Below are 19,563 nucleotides of genomic sequence, written 5' to 3' on the forward strand. Positions count from 1 at the left end.
AGAGTGGTTCATGTTAACATACTGCCGTTAGGTCCTAAAATTTCACATTCTCTAGTTTTGTTGCATTCCACTGAATATCCTGGTTCTTTCTAATGGTTAAAACACGTTTTGCTCCCAGTCCTACAGGTTATCTGCATATTGGCGGCGCACGCACCGCACTTTTTTCCTGGGCATTTGCCCGCAGGCAAGGAGGGAAATTTGTTCTGAGAATCGAAGATACGGATCGTGAGCGTTCAACTCAACCCTCCGTACAGGCGATTCTCGATGGTCTGGCCTGGCTGGGGCTGGATTATGACGAAGGCCCGTATTACCAGATGGCGCGCCTCGATCGCTATCAGGAAGTGGCTGAACAGTTATTGAAACAAGGACTGGCCTATCACTGTTATGCCAGCCGGGAAGAACTGGATACGTTACGCGAACAGCAACGCGCAGCCGGGTTGAAACCGCGTTACGATGGCCGCTGGCGGGATAGCCAGCAAACACCGCCTGCCACTGTTGCGCCGGTGGTGCGTTTGAAAACCCCGCTGGAGGGGCATGTCACCTTCAATGATCTGGTCAAGGGAAAAATTGCCGTTGCCAACCAGGAGCTTGATGATCTGGTGCTGATGCGCAGCGACGGTACGCCCACCTATAATTTCGGTGTGGTGATCGATGATCTCGATATGGGCATTACTCATGTCATTCGTGGCGATGACCACGTTAACAACACGCCGCGTCAGATCAATATTCTCAAGGCGCTGGGCGCACCCATTCCGCAGTACGTGCACGTGCCGATGATTCTCGGCGCCGATGGCGAACGTTTATCCAAAAGGCATGGTGCGGTATCGGTGCTGCATTACCGCGATCAGGGTTATCTGCCGGAAGCGCTGTTTAATTATCTGGCCAGACTCGGCTGGTCGCATGGTGACGAGGAAATTTTTAGTCGTGAGCAATTGATCGAGTGGTTTGATCTGTCTGCGATTAGTCATTCACCGGCGAGATTCAACGAAGAAAAACTGGCGTGGTTGAATGCGCATTATCTAAAGATTGCGGACGATGATCGGCTCGTACAGCTGCTCCTGCCTTTTTTGCGGGAGAGGGTCTGTGAAATATCCAACGCAGACGTTTTACCAGGCATTGTCAATTTGCTCAAAGGGCGGGTAAGCACGCTGGCAGAAATGGCGGATGCGGCAATTTATTTTTTCCGTGTGGTTGAGCCTCCGCAAACGTTAAAAATAGAATACTTCAAACCGGAAATTCGACCTGTGATGGCGGATCTGTGTGATCGCCTCAGTGCCATCGATTGGCAGCTTGAATCGATTCATGCCGAAATCAAGCAGGCGGTCGTTCATCACGGGCTGAAATTTCCAGCCGTAGCGATGCCATTGCGTCTGATGGTGACCGGTGAAGTCAAAACACCAGCGATCGATGCCGTCCTGGCGTTGATTGGTCAGACAGAAACCTTGCGCCGCATGCGTCAGCAATTGGAAAGCTTTCCAGCAGCGTAATCGTAAAACTGGTTGTTGATCGCGGGTAACCTATTCCCTTCACGAACCTAGATACAGATAGTAAATAGCCAAGGATATTTCTCATGAATACTCATTCACGTGCCGAATTATTGAAACAACTGCTGGCAGAGCGCATTTTGTTGCTGGATGGCGCTATGGGCACGATGATTCAGAGTTACAAACTGGAGGAAGCCGATTACCGGGGAGCGCGGTTTGCTGATTTTCCGCATGATCTCAAAGGAAACAACGACCTGCTGTCCTTGACTAAACCGGAGGTCATCCGTTCGATTCATCGCGGCTACCTTGAAGCTGGCGCGGATATCATCGAGACCAATACCTTCAATTCCAACGGCCCGTCGATGGCGGATTACCACATGCAGGATCTGGTCTACGAATTGAATGTCGCCAGCGCAAAACTGGCGGTGGAGGAAGCACAGGCAGTAGCATCGCGTACACCGGACAAACCACGCTTTGTCGCGGGCATTATCGGGCCGACCACCAAAACCGCGTCCATTTCGCCGGATGTCAACGATCCCGGCTTTCGCGCCATTAATTTTGATCAGCTGGTGGAAAGTTATACCGAATCAGTACGAGGGCTGATCGATGGTGGCGTGGATATTCTGATGGTGGAAACTATTTTCGATACCCTCAATGCCAAGGCTGCGTTGTTTGCGATCGACCAGTATTTTGAAACGGCTGGTATCCGTTTGCCGGTCATGATTTCGGTGACCATCACCGATGCATCCGGCCGCAACCTTTCCGGGCAAACGCCGGAGGCCTTCTGGAACTCGGTACGACACGCGCAACCTTTATCAGTAGGCATTAACTGTGCATTGGGCGCGGAATTGATGCGTCCCTATGTTGAGGAGCTGTCAAGTGTTGCCGAGGTGTATACCAGCACCCATCCCAATGCCGGGCTGCCCAATCCGTTATCGGAAACCGGTTACGATGAAACGCCAGAATATACCGCGCGGTTGATTAAAGAATTTGCCGAATCCGGGTTTGTGAATATTGTTGGTGGGTGTTGCGGTACGACGCCGGCGCATATTGCCGCGATGGCCGAGGCAGTCAAGAAAATAGCGCCACGTAAACTGCCGAAACTTCCTGAAAAATTACGGCTGTCGGGACTGGAAGCGCTCAACATTGATGAGCAATCATTATTCATCAACGTGGGTGAGCGGACCAATGTCACGGGTTCCAAAGCTTTTGCCCGTCTGATTCTCAATAATGATTATGCTGAAGCGTTGGCGGTTGCGCGCAATCAGGTTGAAAATGGTGCGCAGATCATCGATATCAATATGGATGAAGCCATGCTGGATTCACAAAAGGCGATGGTAACCTTTCTGAATCTGGTCGCATCCGAGCCGGATATCAGCCGCGTGCCGATCATGCTCGATTCCAGTAAATGGTCGGTGATCGAAGCTGGATTGAAATGTATGCAGGGCAAGGCAATTATCAACTCCATCAGCCTTAAGGAAGGTGAGGCGGAATTTTTGCATCACGCCAGGCTGGCGCGTCGCTATGGTGCGGCGGTGATTGTCATGGCTTTTGATGAAACGGGTCAGGCAGATACCAGACAGCGTAAGGTGGAAATTTGCCAGCGCTGCTACCAGTTTCTGACGGAACAGGTCAATTTCCCGCCGGAAGATATCATCTTTGACCCGAATATTTTTGCAGTTGCTACGGGTATTGAGGAGCACAATAATTATGCGGTTGATTTTATCGAAGCTACCCAGGTCATTCGTCAAATTCTGCCTTACGCCAAAGTGAGTGGTGGCGTTTCCAATGTGTCTTTTTCATTTCGCGGTAACGAGCCGATTCGTGAGGCCATACACACCGCCTTCCTGTATCACGCGGTCAAGGCCGGGATGACCATGGGGATCGTCAACGCTGGTCAGCTCGGTGTTTATTCCGATATTCCCCGGATTTGCTGGAACGTGTCGAGGATGTTTTGCTGAACCGGCGGGATGATGCCACCGAGCGGCTGGTTGAGTTTGCTGAAAACTTCAAGGGGCAGAAAAAAACGCTTGTTGAAGACCTCGCCTGGCGCGATGAGCCGGTACAGCAGCGGCTGACGCATGCGCTGGTCAGGGGGATTGATGCCTATGTGGTCGAGGACACCGAAATCGTCCGTCAGGAGATCGCTGATCGTGGCGGCAAGCCAATTGAGGTGATTGAAGGCCCACTGATGAATGGCATGAATGTGGTCGGTGATCTGTTTGGCGCGGGCAAAATGTTTTTGCCACAGGTAGTGAAATCCGCGCGCGTGATGAAGCAGGCGGTTGCTTACTTGCTGCCATATATTGAGGCAGAGAAAAAACTGTCCGGTGACAACAAGCCCAAAGGCAAAGTCGTCATTGCCACGGTTAAGGGCGATGTGCACGATATCGGCAAGAATATCGTGACGGTGGTGCTGCAATGCAATAACTTTGAAGTGATCAACATGGGCGTGATGGTACCGTGCGCGCAGATTCTGGAAATGGCGCGCCGTGAAAAGGTGGATATGATCGGACTATCTGGCCTGATTACGCCGTCACTTGAGGAAATGGCGCATGTGGCAAAGGAAATGCAGCGCGAAGGGTTTACCATTCCCCTGTTGATCGGAGGTGCGACCACGTCACGCATGCATACCGCCGTCAAGATTGCGCCACACTACCACGGCGTGACGGTCTGGGTGCCGGATGCCAGCCGGGCAGTGGGGGTGTGCAGTAATCTGATGTCGAACGACCTGCGTGACGACTATGTGAAAAAGCTTCAGGCCGAACAGGAAAAAAACCGGGCGCAGCACAAGGATAAAAAAGGGCCTTCCAGATTATTGACACTGGAAGCCGCGCGCGCCAATGCCTTCAAAACTGACTGGAAGCATTACACGCCACCGGAACCGGGTTTTCTCGGGTTGCGCACACTCAATAACTACCCACTGGAAAAACTGGTGCCGCATATCGACTGGACACCCTTCTTTCAGGCATGGGAATTGGCCGGGCGTTATCCGACGATCTTGCAGGACGAGGTTGTAGGGGAGGCGGCCAGCGCTCTGTTCCGGGATGCACAAGCCATGCTCAAGAAAATCGTCGAGCAGAAATGGCTGGGTGCCAATGCCATTATCGGGCTGTTTCCAGCCAATACCGTTAATCACGATGATATCGAGATTTATGCGGATCGTAGTCGTGAAAAAGTGCTGATGACCTATCACACTCTGCGGCAACAGACTGAAAAACCGGGCGGGCGTCCTAACCTGGCGCTGGCGGATTTTATCGCGCCGCGTGAAAGTGGTGTTGCTGACGCGATTGGCATGTTTGCGGTGAGCGCCGGTTTTGGCATCGATGAGCGCGTACAGGCGTTTGAAGCGGCTAATGATGACTACAGCGCCATTATTCTCAAGGCATTGGCAGATCGACTGGCGGAAGCCTTCGCTGAACACATGCATGCGCGGGTGCGGCGCGAATTCTGGGGTTATGTCAGGGATGAGACACTGGATAATCAGCAATTGATCGACGAACAATATCGTGGTATTCGTCCCGCGCCAGGCTATCCGGCCTGTCCGGACCATACCGAGAAAGGGCCGCTGTTTGACCTGCTGGAAGCCACGAAACGTACCGGTATTATTGTGACGGAATCATTTGCGATGGTGCCAACCGCTGCGGTATCCGGTTTTTATTTTTCTCATCCCGAATCCACTTATTTTGCCGTGGGCAAAATCAGCAAGGATCAGGTGGAAAATTATGCCAGTCGCAAGGGTTGGTCATTGGATGAAGCCGAGCACTGGCTGGCGCCTGCTTTGGCGTATGAAGCCTGAAATATCTCGATTCATGCGTTTACTGAAGCTTATAAAATCAGGGGTCGGATTTGTCACCTGAATTATTGAATCCATTGCTGGTGGGACTGGTTATCCTGTTTCTGCTGATTGCTTTTTTACGCGAGTGGACCAAGCCGGATATTGCCGTCATCGTGGCGGTATCGGTACTGCTGGCGATGGGTCAGCTGGACAGCAAACAAATTCTGAGCGTATTCAGTAACAGTGCGCCGATTACCATTTCTGCCCTGTTTATCATCAGCGCTGCACTGGAAAAAACCGGATGCGTCGCGAGACTGGCGCAATGGATTGGCAAGGCCGCCGGGCAGAATGAGCGCAAGCTTCTGGCCATTATCATGGCGGCGGCGGTGTTGATCTCCCCATTCATCAACAATACGCCCGTGGTGATGGTGATGATGCCTGCAGTGATTACGATGGCTATCCGGCTGCAAGCCTCTCCTTCGCGTTTCCTGATTCCGCTATCGTATGCCACGATCATGGGTGGCATGATGACCATGGTGGGGACATCCACCAATATCCTGGTAGATGGGGTGGCGCGCGACATGGGACTGGCTGCTTTTGGCATTTTTGAAATCACGATGCCAGCAGTCGTACTGGGATTGATTGGCTGTCTATTCATCTACTTTCTGGCGCCCAGAGTATTGCCGGTTCGCGAAACCCTGGCGCAACAGTTTGTTGGCGCGAGTGATCGCGCCTTTATGACGGAATTATTCGTTCCAGAAGATTCGAGGCTTGCGGGCAAAACGCTGACTGAAGCAAAGCTGAATCAGAGCGGCGTGTCTGTCCTCAAGATATTCCGGGGAGACGATATTATTTCCGATATTTCCATGGATACCCGACTGGAAGGCGGTGATCGGCTGGTGGTACACAGCAAGGGCAGCGTAATGATGGATCTGTATTCATCCGATCTGGTTGGCCTGCAGGGAAATTCAGGTCATGATCTGGAAACCCTGCGCCGCAAGGGTGCGATCGTGATCGAAGCCATCGTCGGTCCCGGTTCGCGTTATGTGCAGCGCCCGATTCGCGATCTGGATTTATTGGCGCGCTATGGCATTCATCTGATCGCCGTGCATCGCAAGGATGCCAGTATCGGCGACATCATGGACGATTTTCAGTTGCAATTCGGTGACGTGCTGCTGGTGGAAGGCACTGCCGTGCAAATCAAACGATTCTGTGAAAATGGTGACCTGTTTGCATTGACCGATGGCAAAACAGCCGCGCCACGCCAGCGCAAGGCGCCGATTGCGCTGGCGACGATTGCGGGCGTGATGTTGCTGGCGGCTTTCAAGGTGATGCCAATCGAAGCGCTGGCCATCATCGGCGTGGCGGTGGTTCTGGTGACAGGTTGCGTGCGCTCGGATGAAGCCTATAAAGCGATCGAATGGCCGCTGATCATTCTTATTTTTGGCATGCTGGCCATCAGTATTGCCATGCGTGAATCAGGGCTGGCCGATATGATGGCGCGCAGTTTGCTGCATCTCGGCGAAGGATTAAGCCCGTGGTGGATGTTGCTGGTCGTGATCATGCTGACGTCGATACTGACCGAAATGCTGAGCAACAACGCGGTGGCGGTGCTGATGACACCCGTTGTCATTGGTCTCGCGCAGCACATGGGGGTGGACCCGCGTCCATTCGTGGTCGGAGTGATGTTCGCCGCCAGCATGAGTTTCGCCACTCCGATCGGCTATCAAACCAATACACTGGTCTACAGCGCGGGCAATTACAAATTCAGCGACTTTGCCCGGCTGGGGTTGCCGCTCAATCTGCTGCTGGGCATTGGCGCGGCGGCGCTGATACCGTTTTTCTGGCCGTTGTAATGTAACCGCAATTAAACCCACTGTTTTTGTTTTAGTGGTACGAGTTGATTAATAGTTATAAAGTCTCGATCATTATGTATCAGCAATAAATGATTCTCCATGGCGACCTGGGCGATACAGCAATCAATTGGACTGCGAACAGTCAGGCCTTGTTTACGCAAATCGTAATAGATTCTCGCCGCCGCCTGCCAGGTATGCGGTTGCATTTCAATATAATCCTGTCCTTCAAGATATTCACTGAGCAGACCCCATTCGCGCTTATCCCGGCAACCCTGCAGCAATTCCAGCTGCTGAAACCTTGTAAAAACAATATCCTGTTCACCAATCGTGTCATAAAAACGTTGGGAATACTGCCAGGTTTTATCTCGAAAGACATGAATCCAGATTGACGTATCAATCAGAATCATGCCGCAGCTCACGCAGTTGCTTGTGATCATAATCATCAGCAAACTGAATTTTACCCGCAAGATCGAGCATGTTTTTCTTACGGCGGGATCGAATCAATTCACGTAAAGCCACGTCAATCAATTCACGTTTAGTACGTATACCTGTCAACGTAATAGCCTCTTTTACGAGAGTTTCATCAAGAACAATATTGGTTCGCATGGTAACTTTAAATACACATTAAAAGGTGTATCGTACACGAAATTCTGTGACCTTAACTAAAAAACAAGGCTATGTCCCCGTTAATTGTTCGGTTAACAGGTTACGGTGACAGTTTACTAAATATACTAATTATGCTATGCTGATAGCATGGTATAATTAGTATATTTAGTAAACTGTCACCGTAATTTATAATTCTATAATTCTAATTCGTAATTCGTAATTCGTAATTCGTAATTCGTAATTCGTAATTCGTAATTCCATTCAGCTACTGCACTATTGCTTATGAAAACAGCAAAGAGAGTAAACATCAGCTTATTAAACAAGCGATTTATCACAATCAATTTTCTCGTTATCTAGTATAGATCTAAAATTCTTGCAATCGAAATAAAAATGATTTAACTGTTTGAATAATAATAGATTCATTAAACCCCGTTGTTGATTGCAATATTGATGATCTTATTGCTAATAGCGATATGATTGCTTTGTAACTTTAATTTTCTGGGTTAATTCAGTGAACTAGACTTTTTGGGTTTAGCTAGAAGATTTCTAACCTTCTGATTTTCTTGGAGCAAAATTCTTCACCAATTGCAATATAGGTAAGGGTAGGGGATATGCCTCCCTCCCCCAGCTATCAATTCAAGATAAATTGAATCGTTTTAATACAAATAGATTAACAATTTATAAAACTACTCAAGAATTGAATTAACAAACTAATCTCTTTCTTTTTTTACTATATAAATAATCAATAATATGATCAAAACTACACCTATTCCTGCTATTGTCAGCCCTGTGATTGTAGCGGGGTGGCTAAAATCAAACCCTCCGCCCTTTGTGAAGTTATGCAACGCTCCCATTTTATTTCTCCGTGATTGAAATAATTCGCAAGTAAGCCCAAATCTCATTAGTGTTTCTTTTTTTACGGAAGCAAGGAAGTTTCGATGTAATACTAATTAACTACTATTCCCCGCCTCATCTCTCATAAGCCAAACTTTTAAATGGTTAGGTATTCAATCATGCTTTGATTCTCTACCCGCTGGTTTTATACCTGCTTTGCAAACACCACAAAGTTATGTTTTGAAAATGCCTGCTTCAAATAATGACCATTACAAATCTTAATATTCTAGTAACGATCTAAACAAAAAGATAAACCCATTAAGACACCACATTTCAAAGCTAATTCCAAAAAGCAATATGTTATTGTTTTAAGTCAAAGCAATAGCAAAGGATTGGCATGTCGCTAACAAAAAGATTACTGGAAGATTATGAAAAGAAAGAAGCTTTCATAACCGTATTAAAAAAAGGCAGTTACGGTGCAGTTACCAGTTACCAGTTACCAGTTCAGTTACGGTGACAGTTTACCAAATTATACTAATTATGCTATGCTGCCAACATGGCTCGTTTACCTCGTATTGTCATTCCCGGCTATCCGCATCACGTGACACAACGTGGCAATCGCCGTGCTCAAACATTCTTTGAGGATGGCGACTACGAGCTTTATGTGGCATTGCTGGGGGAGGCAGCCCGAAAGGCCGGAACAGAGATTTGGTGTTACTGCCTGATGCCCAATCATGTGCATATCATTATCGTTCCTTCAGATGAAGATGGATTGCGCCGCACTTTTGCCGATGCACACCGGCGTTATACTGGATATATAAATGCCCGCCTGCGAGTGACAGGGCATTTATGGCAAGGGCGATTTGGCTCGGTTGTGATGGATGAGGAATGCCTGATGCATGCCGTGCGATACGTCTCGATGAACCCGGTTCGTGCCGGGTTGGTTGGACGGGCAGAAGCATGGCGCTGGTCAAGTGTTGCCAGTCATCTGTCAGCGCAGGACAACGAGTTAGTCAAGGTTGCGCCTGTGCTGGATCGTTATGGTGATTTCGCTACCTTTCTTGCTCAGGAAAATATTACCGAGGTATACAAAAGGCTTCGTCAGTCAGAAACAACGGGACGACCTTTGGGTTCGGAGGATTGGATCGAAAAGTTAGCGGCAATGACTGGCCGTGAACTTAAAGCGAAAAAACGTGGCCCCAAAAGAATAAAGGGTGCAAGTTAAGTGTATTCAGTAAACTGTCGCCGTCGTAAATGACCGTAAATCAGGAATAATGATGCTAATAGCAAACACCTGGATCATCATTTGTGGTCAGCGTGCTAACCAGTGCAAGCAGTCGTTGGCGTGCAGGTCGTGGATCATTTTTTAGTTGTGTGCATAGCCTTGCGATGTCTTGTGGTTGATCGACATCCATGCCGGTTGACAGCGTACTGACGGTTTGTCCAAACTGGCGGCAGCAATTCAGCAAGGCCTTACCCAGCTGATCCGTACTCCAGGGTAATTTGTCGAGTGGCGGCCAGGGCAGATGGCTCGCCATCATGACGACACCTCCATCAGTAGCTGGTTTCAGGGCGGTTTGGTAATCCAGCAAGGATGCCAGGCACTCGGCATAATCTGCACTACTCAACAATGGAGCATCACTTCCGATAAAAATCAATGGACTCATTCCTCTCTGCCGCAGCGTCTCATCCAGTACATTCAATCGTTGTCCAAGATTGCCTTGTGTTTGTGGGCAGACGGTTACATGTGAGGCTGTTGCAAGCAATCCTGCAGCCCAGGTTGCATCATTTTTGGTGGCTGGGGCGATAACAACCGGACCTCGCCAAGAGAGTGCATCTTCCAGAGCGCAGTCCAATAACGCTTGCGCAACCAGGCAAGTTGCTGTTATTCCGAGCTTTGCCGCTAATCGTTGTTTACCCTCACCTGGCCGTGGGCGCTTGCATACCAGTACCAATATAGCTTTCATTCGGATGAGTTTAGTAATTTAGTCAATCTATATGTAACCACATTTTCAAGCCTCATTTTTCGTATATGCTACTTAAGCTTCATCTGTAGTAGTAACTTACCCTGTAAATATTATGCGCTAACTATTTGAATGCATAAAATAAACAAGGGAATTTCTAGTATGAGAGTGCTGTAGTAGCAGATTGTGGGTAAAGTCGGTATGCTAAAATGCGCAGGTTCAGCAGGGAGGGCCAAGCGAGGTAGCGAGAGCAGCCGAGAGTCGTTTGCCAGCCAATTTAATTTCATTAAATTGTAATAATCCATACCTACAATGAAATTTTCCAGACGCAGCGGTTCAAAATCTGAAAACATGAAGATTTCTGCACAGAATATAAGTAACGGGAATAATGTTATTCCTGGATCTAGAAGATTGCGGCATAACTTCAGGCGTCATTTTAAGGAACGGATTATTGAATCCATCTTGTTTCTAGCGGCGTTGTTTTCAGTTTTTATTACATTTGCGATCGTGTACATGCTGGTCAGCGAATCCATGGTTTTCTTCGAACACGTTTCACTACGTGAATTCTTGACGGATACTCAGTGGACACCACTTTTTGATGATGCACATTACGGTATTCTCCCGCTTGTTTCTGGAACAATCGTCAGTTCGGTTGTTGCTTTGGCTGTGGCACTTCCTTTTGGTACCATTATTGCAATTTATCTTTCTGAATTTGCTCCATTTACTGTACGGGAGATTGCAAAACCGTTTCTTGAGTTGCTTGGCGGCATTCCGACAGTTGTCTACGGTTATTTCGCCTTACTGTTTGTTACACCGATGCTGCAGTTCTTTTTTCCTGGTTTGCCGGGCTTCAGCTTGCTTTCTGCCGGACTGGTGATGGGTGTCATGATTATTCCGTATGTAAGTTCAATGACTGAGGATGCTATGCGCTCAGTACCCATGCATTTGCGGGAGGGGTCTTATGCTACCGGAGCAACACGATTTCAAACAGCGATCAAGGTTGTTGTACCCGCTTCGTTATCCGGTATTGCTGCGGCTTACATACTTGGGATCTCGCGTGCGGTGGGTGAAACCATGGTAGTTGCCATAGCGGCGGGGATGCAACCCAATTTGACTTGGAATCCTGCGGAACCTGCTGCCACCATTACTACATACATTGTTCAGGTAAGCCTGGGTGATTTGCCACATGGTAGTATTGGCTATCAAACCATTTTTGCTGCTGGTTTGACGTTGTTATTGATAACCTTGATATTCAATATCCTTGGGCATTTGCTGCGTAAATATTATCGGGAAGTGTATTAATCAATACGAGTCGTGAGGAATGGTTTTCTCCGAATAACGATGAAAATTTCAAGTTAACCCTGGTATGAATTACGATAAAAATTTGGCTGAAATCCGGACAATGATTGCCCGGCACCGGCGCTGGGACAGGTTATTTCTGATAACGGGTATTGTCGCGTTAATGATTGCGATGCTGGTTTTTCTTGCGCTTATTATTGGCATGGTAATCGATGGTGCGCCGCGTCTAGCAATGGATTTCTTCACTTCGTTTCCATCGCGTCGGCCTGAAGCTGCCGGTATTTTGTCTGCGTGGGTCGGTACCACACTGGTCATGCTGGTCACGGCAGTTGCTGCTGTGCCACTGGGTATTTCGGCTGGTGTTTATCTTGAAGAATATGCACCAAAAAATTTACTGACCGAAATTATTGAGATCAACGTCACCAACCTCGCAGGTGTGCCATCGATCATTTACGGTTTGCTTGCACTTGGGTTGTTTGTGTATCAACTTGGTTTGGGACAGAGTATTCTCGCCGCTGGTCTAACGCTTGCGTTGCTGATTCTGCCGGTTGTAATTGTTGCCACGCGAGAGGCTATCCGGTCCATTCCAGTTTCTATCCGAGAGGGGGCTTATGCGATGGGTGCAACTAAATGGCAAACCGTCTCTGATCATATATTGCCCTATTCTTCAGCTGGCATATTGACCGGTATTATTATCGGACTTGCGCGCGCGATCGGAGAAACCGCTCCTATTATTACGATTGGTGCGTTGACATTCATCGCTTTTTTACCTGAGTCACCGATACAGAGCGAATTTCCTTTTCTGTCTTTCGAGTGGTTGATGGCACCTTTTACTGTTATGCCGATTCAGATGTTCAACTGGGTTTCGAGACCTGAAGAAGCTTTTCAACTTAATGCGGCTGCAGCTGGTTTAGTACTTGTCGTCATGACGCTGGCCATGAATGGGCTGGCCATTTATTTACGTTACAACCTTCGAAAAAAAATCAAATGGTAAACCTCACGCAGGCCACTAGATTGGGTAGCTCCATTGCGCCAGCTAACAAGCCAGTTACTGACAAGTGTGTCGTAAAAAATCTTAATTTTTTTTATGGTGAGCTGCAGGCGCTGAAATCGATCAGTATGACAGTCTACGAAAAGCAGGTAACCGCACTCATTGGCCCATCTGGCTGTGGCAAATCTACCTTTTTGCGGTGTTTTAACCGGATGCATGATCTTTATCCCGGCAATCGCTATGATGGAGAAATTATCCTGCATCCGGACAACGAAAATATTCTTTCCCCTGCAGTAGATCCGATTGAGGTCAGAATGCGCATCGGCATGGTTTTTCAAAAGCCCAATCCATTTCCAAAATCTATTTTTGAAAATGTAGCTTATGGTCTTCGTATCCGTGGTGTCAGTAACCGTGCGATTCTGGAAGAAAGAGTCGAGACCGCGCTGCGCAATGCTGCGTTGTGGGAGGAAGTGAAAGATCGGCTGAATGATCTTGCCTTTAATCTGTCCGGTGGACAACAGCAGCGACTATGTATTGCACGTGCACTGGCTACTGATCCGGAGTTACTGTTGTTCGATGAGCCTACTTCTGCGCTCGATCCAGCCGCAACTGCCAGTATTGAAGAATTGATTACTGATCTTAAAAGCAAGGTGACGATTCTGATCGTTACCCATAACATGCAGCAGGCGGCAAGAGTTTCTGATTTTACCGCCTATATGTACGTTGGCGAGCTGATCGAGTTTGGTGTTACTGATACTATCTTTATCAAACCTAAACATAAACAGACTGAGGATTACATTACGGGTCGGTTTGGCTAGATTTCAGAACAAAAATTCGCAGCACCTTTCATTTTTATATTTCTCTTCCAAGATTTAGTCCATATTGCCGACTTTTGCAGACAGGTTGATTCGCTGGCAACTGGCAGCAGGTCGCCATCATTTGCCTTGGCAAGGTAATCAGGATCCCTACGCAATCTGGGTTGCTGAAATTATGCTGCAGCAGACTCAAGTAGTGACTGTCATTCCCTATTATCAGCAATTCATGCGCGCTTTTCCGGATATTGCGACGCTTGCACATGCTGCGCCTGATGATGTTTTGGCGTTGTGGAGTGGTCTTGGTTATTACGCACGGGGCCGTAACCTTCATCAAGCTGCTCGATTGCTTATATCGAAGTATGGTGGAGTCTTTCCGGCCAGTGCTTCTGTAATCGAACAGCTTCCAGGTATCGGGCGTTCAACAGCAGCCGCTATTGCTGCGTTTGCTTTTGGTGAGCGCTGCGCGATTCTGGATGGCAACGTTAAACGTATCCTGGTGCGTTATTTTGGAATTCGTGGTCATCCCGCAGTCAAAACAGTTGAGGCCAGGCTATGGCAGTTGGCAGAAAAATTACTGCCGATAGATGATTCTAAAAAATCCATGGCAATTTATACACAAGCATTCATGGATCTGGGTGCGCTGGTTTGTACTCGTCGTCGGCCAAAATGCGAGTGTTGCCCACTTCAGTCGGAATGCATTGCTTTCGCCCATCGGTTAACTGATCAATTACCTATATCCAGACCTCAAAAAACGCACCCGAAGAAAAGTGTCATCCACTTGCTATTAGTTAAAGATGGTGAAATTCTTTTGAGAAAGCGTCCATCCACTGGAATATGGGGGGGGTTGTGGTGCTTTCCAGAAATTCCATTTGAACCCGGCAATAGCTATAGTGATTCTGCCAGTCTGCTGAATTACAATGCCCCATCTTTTGAACTTCCCTGCATAATTCATACCTTCACGCACTTCAAACTCAAGATTTATCCGCAACTGATACACATCGGACATGATAGTGCGTTTGAAGAAAAAGATAATGAGTGCTGGGTGACTGTTAAATCGGCAATAAAACTGGCTATCCCGGCACCAATCAAGAAAGTATTATTAATGGTATCCGATATTTTGGAATCACCTGTCAATATGGTAGACATAGACAAAAAAATGAAGAAAAAACAACTGCGTCAGGACTTACGTCAGTTACGTGGTCAAATTATGCCGGCACAAAGATTACATTGGAGTCATGCGATCAGCGATAACTTGAAGCAAGGTTTTCCTCAGTTACAAAGCAGCTGTGTTGGTAGTTATTGGCCACATGCGGGTGAGTATGATCCGCTTGCTTTGATGCAATGGCTGAACAAACAGGGTGCAACGCTCGCATTACCTAAAGTGCTCGCATCATCCGAGCCACTTGAGTTTGTTGCGTGGTGGCCTGGTGTGCCGATGAAAAATGATGCTTATGGCATTCCAGTCCCGGACAATAGCCAAGCTGTAATAGTCGATGTGGTTCTCATTCCAATGTTGGGTTTTGATGCAGGTGGTTTTCGGCTTGGTTATGGCAGCGGTTATTTTGACCGAACACTGGGCAGCCTGGATCCGCGCCCACTAACCATTGGTATTGCCTTTGAAGTGCTGAGAATACCAACCATTTTTCCGCAACTACACGATATTGCCATGGATTATGTTGTTACCGAACAGGCCATTTATTATCGTCAGCAGGACAAGCTGGTGACGCTGTCTGCTGAAGAGTGTACAAATATGACGCGACACATATCTTGATGAGTGATCTTGTTATTGAACGCTGTGTCCGATTTACTTGCCCCAGCGGGGCATCAGCTCATGTGCTACACCCAGATGATCTAGTATGCGCGCAACAACAAAGTCGATAATATCCTGAATAGTCTCGGGCTGGTGGTAAAAGCCGGGATTGGCTGGCAGTATGGTGGCGCCTGCTTGAGCAAGCTTCAACATATTCTCCAGGTGGATGATTGAAAATGGCATTTCACGAGGAACGATAATCAGAGTGCGCTTTTCTTTCAGCATGACATCGGCTGCACGTTCTATTAATCGCTGGCTCATTCCAACTGCGACCGCTGACAGTGTTCCCATGGTGCACGGGCAAATTACCATAGCATCAGCAGGATTGGAGCCTGATGCGACGGGAGCAAACCACTCTTCACGACCAAACACACTTAGCAGTCCTGGTGCAACTTTAAAATACTCGTTAAGAGCCGCTTCGACTTCTTTGGGACGTGAGGATAAAATCAGCCCCATTTCCTGCTGCGCTACAATTTGTGCGGCTTGTGAATAAAGCAGATATACCCGGTAGTGCTGCTGTAACAATATTTCGAGCAGACGGATGCCGTAAGGCATGCCCGAGGCGCCTGTCAAAGCGATGGTAATGGTTTTTCGAGAAGTGCTGACTTCACTCATGGTTGATGGAGATAACTGGCATCATTGCCCTGCTGGCAGCAGATAGCCGGATACCTCGCGCCTTGGTCATTACAATTATTCTTCATCATGGTCTGTTGTATTGCCACCCATCTCCAGCTCATGGCGACGCACAAAGTCTTGTGTACTATCAATTCCGCGTAATTGTAAAATATAGTTACGGACCGCAGCCTCAACCAGCACAGCCAGATTACGTCCAGCAGCAACAGGAATAGTTACTTTGCGTATCCTGACATTCAGAATTTCTTCATCGAGATTGCTCAGTGGCAAGCGTTCGTAGGCACCGATTTCACTACTGGTGGATTTCTCCAGATGGACAATCAGTTTCATGTTTTTGTGACGACGAACAGCTGTTTCACCAAAAATAGTACGAATATTCAACATACCCAATCCGCGTACTTCAATAAAATCGCGCAGTAAGGGTGGACAACAACCTTCCAGGGTTTCCGGGCCAATACGGGATAATTCGATCACATCATCCGCAACCAGGCCGTGCCCACGGCTGATCAGTTCCAACGCGAGTTCGCTCTTGCCGACACCGCTATCACCCGTGATCATGACGCCCATACCAAGTACGTCCAGCAAGACGCCATGGCGGGAAATGGTAGGTGCCAGATTTCTGACCAGATAGGAGTGCAGCATCCAGATAACTTGTGAACCCGTGCTACTGGAACGTAATAACGGTGTGTGCGTTCGGTGGGAGAATTTTTCTATGCTTGCGGGTACCGCCAGACCCTCAGCAACGATCAGACAGAAAGGGTCGCTCGCTTCCAGTATAGACAGTTTTCTTTGTAGAGACGGCGTATCCATTTCCAGCAGGAAGGTAATCGACGACTGATTCAGTACTTGAATCCAGTTGGGATTGACAAAGTTAAGATAACCAACAAGATTTTGTGCGCGGTCTAAAACTTGAGTATTCTCAAGTTGCTTCTTTATTGCACTCGATGGGGTATTCCACTGCAGGGTCAGTTTTTCTTCGTTATCCCTGAATAATTGAGCAATGTCAATTTGTGACATACTCTGGCTCAGGCGTCCAGTCCGATATCAGCTGGTGAATTTCCTTGGCATCCTTACTATATAGCAATTTTTCACGGAAGATTCTGTTGCTGAACATTTGCGCAAGCTCGCTCAAAATCAATAAGTGTCGATCAGTTGCCTTTTCGGGAACGAGTAAAATACATGCGATATTCACCGGCTGTCCATCTGGTGCATCGAATGGAATTGCTTCCTTTAGTCTGACCAACATTAAAGCGGCTTCACGAAGACCTTTGATTCGGCCATGGGGGATGGCGACGCCTTGTCCAAGACCGGTTGATCCTAATTTTTCGCGTGTAAATAAGCTGTCAAAAACCTGGCTGCGAGCTACCTGGAGTGTATTCTCAAACAGCAGACCTGCCTGTTCAAAGATACGTTTTTTGCTGGTGGCTTCCAGATCGACCATCACGTTTGATTCCGGCAATAATTCAGATATAAGATTCATAAAGATTTAGTTGGCTTCAGAAACACGAAACAATAAAAGCCGGGAAATTTAAGCGAGCGATTACCCTGTTCGGATAGCAGTGACAATCCATTCTGTGACTGTTGGCCTCCAGGGTAAAGACTATTTACTCGGGTTGCTCAAGTGGCTGATCTTTCAGTCCGCCATGATTTCGCTGATCTAACCCTTTTTCCTTGTGTTTCAGAATCTGGCGATCCAGTTTGTCTACCAAAGCATCAATGGAAGCATACATATCAGGACTGTCTGTTTCAACAAAGATATCCTTCCCCCGTATATGGATTGTTGCTTCGGCCTTTTGTTTGAGTTTGTCCACCGACAGTATCACCCTGATATCGATCACATGGTCAAAATGGCGTGTAATTTTTTCAAATTTTGATAGAACATATTCACGCAGTGCAGGGGTTATTTCCACATGACTACCAGTGAGATTCAAATTCATTATTTCTCCTTGTTTGAGCAGTTGTAACAATAAAGCGATAAAAAAAACTTAGAGCATTTTACGTAAATTTGTCGGAGGAATATGCATTAACTCCCGATATTTTGCAATTGTTCGTCGTGCGACAATGACGCCCTGCTGTTCCATCAACTGTGATAGGCAGTTGTCACTGAGTGGTTTTTTTGGATTTTCATTTTGAATCAGTTGCTTGAGAATTCCGCGAATAGCAATGGATGAGCAAGCATCACCTTGCGCTGTCGAAACATGGCTGCCAAAGAAATATTTGAACTCAAAGATACCATGTGGCGTTCTCATGTACTTATGAGAGGTTACGCGTGAAATGGTGGACTCATGCAATTCTAAAGTCTCGGCAATTTCACGCATCGCCAGCGGACGCACAGCAGTTTCCCCCTGTTCCAGAAATGCCTGCTGGCGATCAACAATCGCCTGGCCTACACGTAAAATGGTTTGGACACGCTGACGAATGTTGCGAATCAACCAACGCGCTTCCTGTAGCTGTCCTCTGAGTGGACGAGCCGCTTCGTTACGATTATTTTTTAAAATGTCTGCATAGAGCTGGTTGATATGAATAGATAGAGTCGCTTCCTGGTTAAGCTGAACCAGCCAGCTTTTGCCAGATCTGACCACTATAATGTCGGGCACAACGTAACGTGCAAGCGTTGAATTAAAGTTGCCACCGGGTTTGGGGTTCAGCTGAGTAATCAGCTGCTGGATGCCCTGCAGACAGGCCTCGTTGCACCCCAGTATCCTCTGTAGCAGTCGGAAGTTTTTGGCTGCAAAAATTTCCAGGTGATTTTCTACTAATTCCAGTGCTTGCTGTTGGCAGGGGGTGTCTGCGGGCAGTGCCCTGATCTGCAGTGATAGACATTCCCGCAGGGTACTTGCGCCCACGCCGGGTGGATCCAGCTGCTGAAGGTATTCAAGCGCTGCCTGTAATTCGGTACGGTCTGCAACGAGCTCGGATGACAATTGCTGCAATAGCTCATCAATATCCTGGGTAAGGTAACCATCCTCATCCAAACTGTGAATCAGCAGGCTGACGATTTGCCGTTGTCGCTCGGATAGCTGGCTCATGCTAAGTTGCGTCAGTAAATGCTCACACAAACTGATGGGCTGAATCGCAAAACGAGAAAATTCCAGATCACTGCTGTCGGTCTCATGCGAATTCGATTGCTGCTGGTAGATGTTATTGTCGTCCTCGTGGAAATCAGTAAATGAATCCAATGACTGATCGTTCTCCGTCATTTCTATTGAATCAGGCGAATTAATATTTGCAGGTTCGTCAGCCACATCGGGCATGCTTGAATCAATCGTTTGCTGAAAGTCAGACTGGGCATTATCAGAATGATCGTCCAGCTCCAACATCGGATTTTCCTGAATCATCCGCTCGATTTCCCTGTTCAGCTCAAGTGTTGACAAGGTTAACAGTTTAAGGGCATGTTGCAGCTGTGGCGTCAGTGTCAGACTGGTCGTCTGCTTGAGTGTAAGCGTTGGTTTCATGTTTCCAATTAAAATCAGGCTGAACACTTGAATATCAG

The 19,563-nt window shown here is 47.6% G+C and carries 15 protein-coding genes and 1 pseudogene; 8 read left to right on the top strand and 8 right to left on the bottom strand.

Translation table 11 applies throughout. The annotated features are described in order from the left end of the window. The first annotated feature begins 92 nt into the window (after nucleotides 1-92). The 3 genes and pseudogenes from gltX (at nucleotide 93) to IPG31_02290 (ending at nucleotide 7,118) form a co-directional block, all read left to right on the top strand. Complete coding sequence (gltX, locus tag IPG31_02280; protein MBK6617221.1) at nucleotides 93-1,487, top strand: glutamate--tRNA ligase; 1,395 nt, start codon at nucleotides 93-95, stop codon at nucleotides 1,485-1,487. Between the two features lie 83 nt (nucleotides 1,488-1,570). Then, nucleotides 1,571-5,283 (top strand): annotated as a pseudogene (gene metH / locus IPG31_02285) (methionine synthase). A gap of 50 nt (nucleotides 5,284-5,333) precedes the next feature. Continuing rightward, complete coding sequence (locus IPG31_02290; protein MBK6617222.1) at nucleotides 5,334-7,118, top strand: SLC13 family permease; 1,785 nt, start codon at nucleotides 5,334-5,336, stop codon at nucleotides 7,116-7,118. An 11-nt stretch (nucleotides 7,119-7,129) separates the two neighbouring features. On the opposite strand, the gene IPG31_02295 is transcribed toward IPG31_02290, so the two are convergent. Then, on the bottom strand, nucleotides 7,130-7,525 hold the full coding sequence (locus IPG31_02295; protein ID MBK6617223.1) for a PIN domain nuclease: 396 nt from the start codon (nucleotides 7,523-7,525) through the stop codon (nucleotides 7,130-7,132). Beyond that, nucleotides 7,512-7,724 (bottom strand): type II toxin-antitoxin system VapB family antitoxin, encoded by a 213-nt coding sequence (locus IPG31_02300; protein ID MBK6617224.1) that lies wholly within the window; start codon nucleotides 7,722-7,724, stop codon nucleotides 7,512-7,514. The genes IPG31_02295 and IPG31_02300 overlap by 14 nt, the downstream gene beginning before the upstream one ends. 1,390 nt (nucleotides 7,725-9,114) lie before the next feature. Here IPG31_02300 and IPG31_02305 point away from each other — a divergent pair. Then, on the top strand, nucleotides 9,115-9,783 hold the full coding sequence (locus IPG31_02305) for a transposase (GenBank protein MBK6617225.1): 669 nt from the start codon (nucleotides 9,115-9,117) through the stop codon (nucleotides 9,781-9,783). A 55-nt stretch (nucleotides 9,784-9,838) separates the two neighbouring features. On the opposite strand, the gene IPG31_02310 is transcribed toward IPG31_02305, so the two are convergent. Then, complete coding sequence (locus IPG31_02310; protein ID MBK6617226.1) at nucleotides 9,839-10,525, bottom strand: DUF2064 domain-containing protein; 687 nt, start codon at nucleotides 10,523-10,525, stop codon at nucleotides 9,839-9,841. A 348-nt stretch (nucleotides 10,526-10,873) separates the two neighbouring features. Between IPG31_02310 and pstC the strand changes: the two genes are divergently transcribed. The 4 genes from pstC (at nucleotide 10,874) to mutY (ending at nucleotide 15,398) form a co-directional block, all read left to right on the top strand. Further along, nucleotides 10,874-11,824: a phosphate ABC transporter permease subunit PstC gene (gene pstC, locus IPG31_02315; GenBank protein ID MBK6617227.1), complete on the top strand. Its 951-nt coding sequence runs from the start codon at nucleotides 10,874-10,876 to the stop codon at nucleotides 11,822-11,824. A gap of 64 nt (nucleotides 11,825-11,888) precedes the next feature. After that, nucleotides 11,889-12,815 (top strand): phosphate ABC transporter permease PstA, encoded by a 927-nt coding sequence (gene pstA / locus IPG31_02320; GenBank protein ID MBK6617228.1) that lies wholly within the window; start codon nucleotides 11,889-11,891, stop codon nucleotides 12,813-12,815. Further along, the gene (gene pstB, locus IPG31_02325; protein MBK6617229.1) at nucleotides 12,809-13,630 is read left to right on the top strand and encodes a phosphate ABC transporter ATP-binding protein; all 822 of its coding nucleotides are present in this window, start codon (nucleotides 12,809-12,811) and stop codon (nucleotides 13,628-13,630) included. Before pstA ends, pstB begins: the two co-directional genes overlap by 7 nt. 64 nt (nucleotides 13,631-13,694) lie before the next feature. Next, the gene (gene mutY / locus IPG31_02330) at nucleotides 13,695-15,398 is read left to right on the top strand and encodes an A/G-specific adenine glycosylase (protein MBK6617230.1); all 1,704 of its coding nucleotides are present in this window, start codon (nucleotides 13,695-13,697) and stop codon (nucleotides 15,396-15,398) included. Nucleotides 15,399-15,431: 33 nt separating this feature from the next. Here the strand turns inward: mutY and IPG31_02335 are convergent, their stop codons facing one another. The 5 genes from IPG31_02335 to IPG31_02355 all read right to left on the bottom strand — a co-directional run bounded on the left by IPG31_02335 (nucleotide 15,432) and on the right by IPG31_02355 (nucleotide 19,525). Then, nucleotides 15,432-16,052 (bottom strand): UbiX family flavin prenyltransferase, encoded by a 621-nt coding sequence (locus IPG31_02335; protein ID MBK6617231.1) that lies wholly within the window; start codon nucleotides 16,050-16,052, stop codon nucleotides 15,432-15,434. Nucleotides 16,053-16,127: 75 nt separating this feature from the next. Then, a complete protein-coding gene (locus tag IPG31_02340) occupies nucleotides 16,128-17,087 on the bottom strand; it encodes an HPr kinase/phosphorylase (protein ID MBK6617232.1) in 960 nt (319 codons plus the stop codon). Then, entirely contained in the window at nucleotides 17,074-17,550 is a 477-nt protein-coding gene (locus tag IPG31_02345) for a PTS sugar transporter subunit IIA (GenBank protein ID MBK6617233.1), read from the bottom strand. The genes IPG31_02340 and IPG31_02345 overlap by 14 nt, the downstream gene beginning before the upstream one ends. 124 nt (nucleotides 17,551-17,674) lie before the next feature. After that, a complete protein-coding gene (gene raiA, locus IPG31_02350; protein MBK6617234.1) occupies nucleotides 17,675-18,007 on the bottom strand; it encodes a ribosome-associated translation inhibitor RaiA in 333 nt (110 codons plus the stop codon). 48 nt (nucleotides 18,008-18,055) lie between these two features. Then, nucleotides 18,056-19,525, bottom strand: a complete 1,470-nt coding sequence (locus IPG31_02355; protein ID MBK6617235.1) for an RNA polymerase factor sigma-54 — start codon at nucleotides 19,523-19,525, stop codon at nucleotides 18,056-18,058. Between the last annotated feature and the right edge of the window lie 38 nt (nucleotides 19,526-19,563).

It is taken from the genome of Nitrosomonas sp., assembly GCA_016703745.1.
Classification (GTDB): domain Bacteria; phylum Pseudomonadota; class Gammaproteobacteria; order Burkholderiales; family Nitrosomonadaceae; genus Nitrosomonas.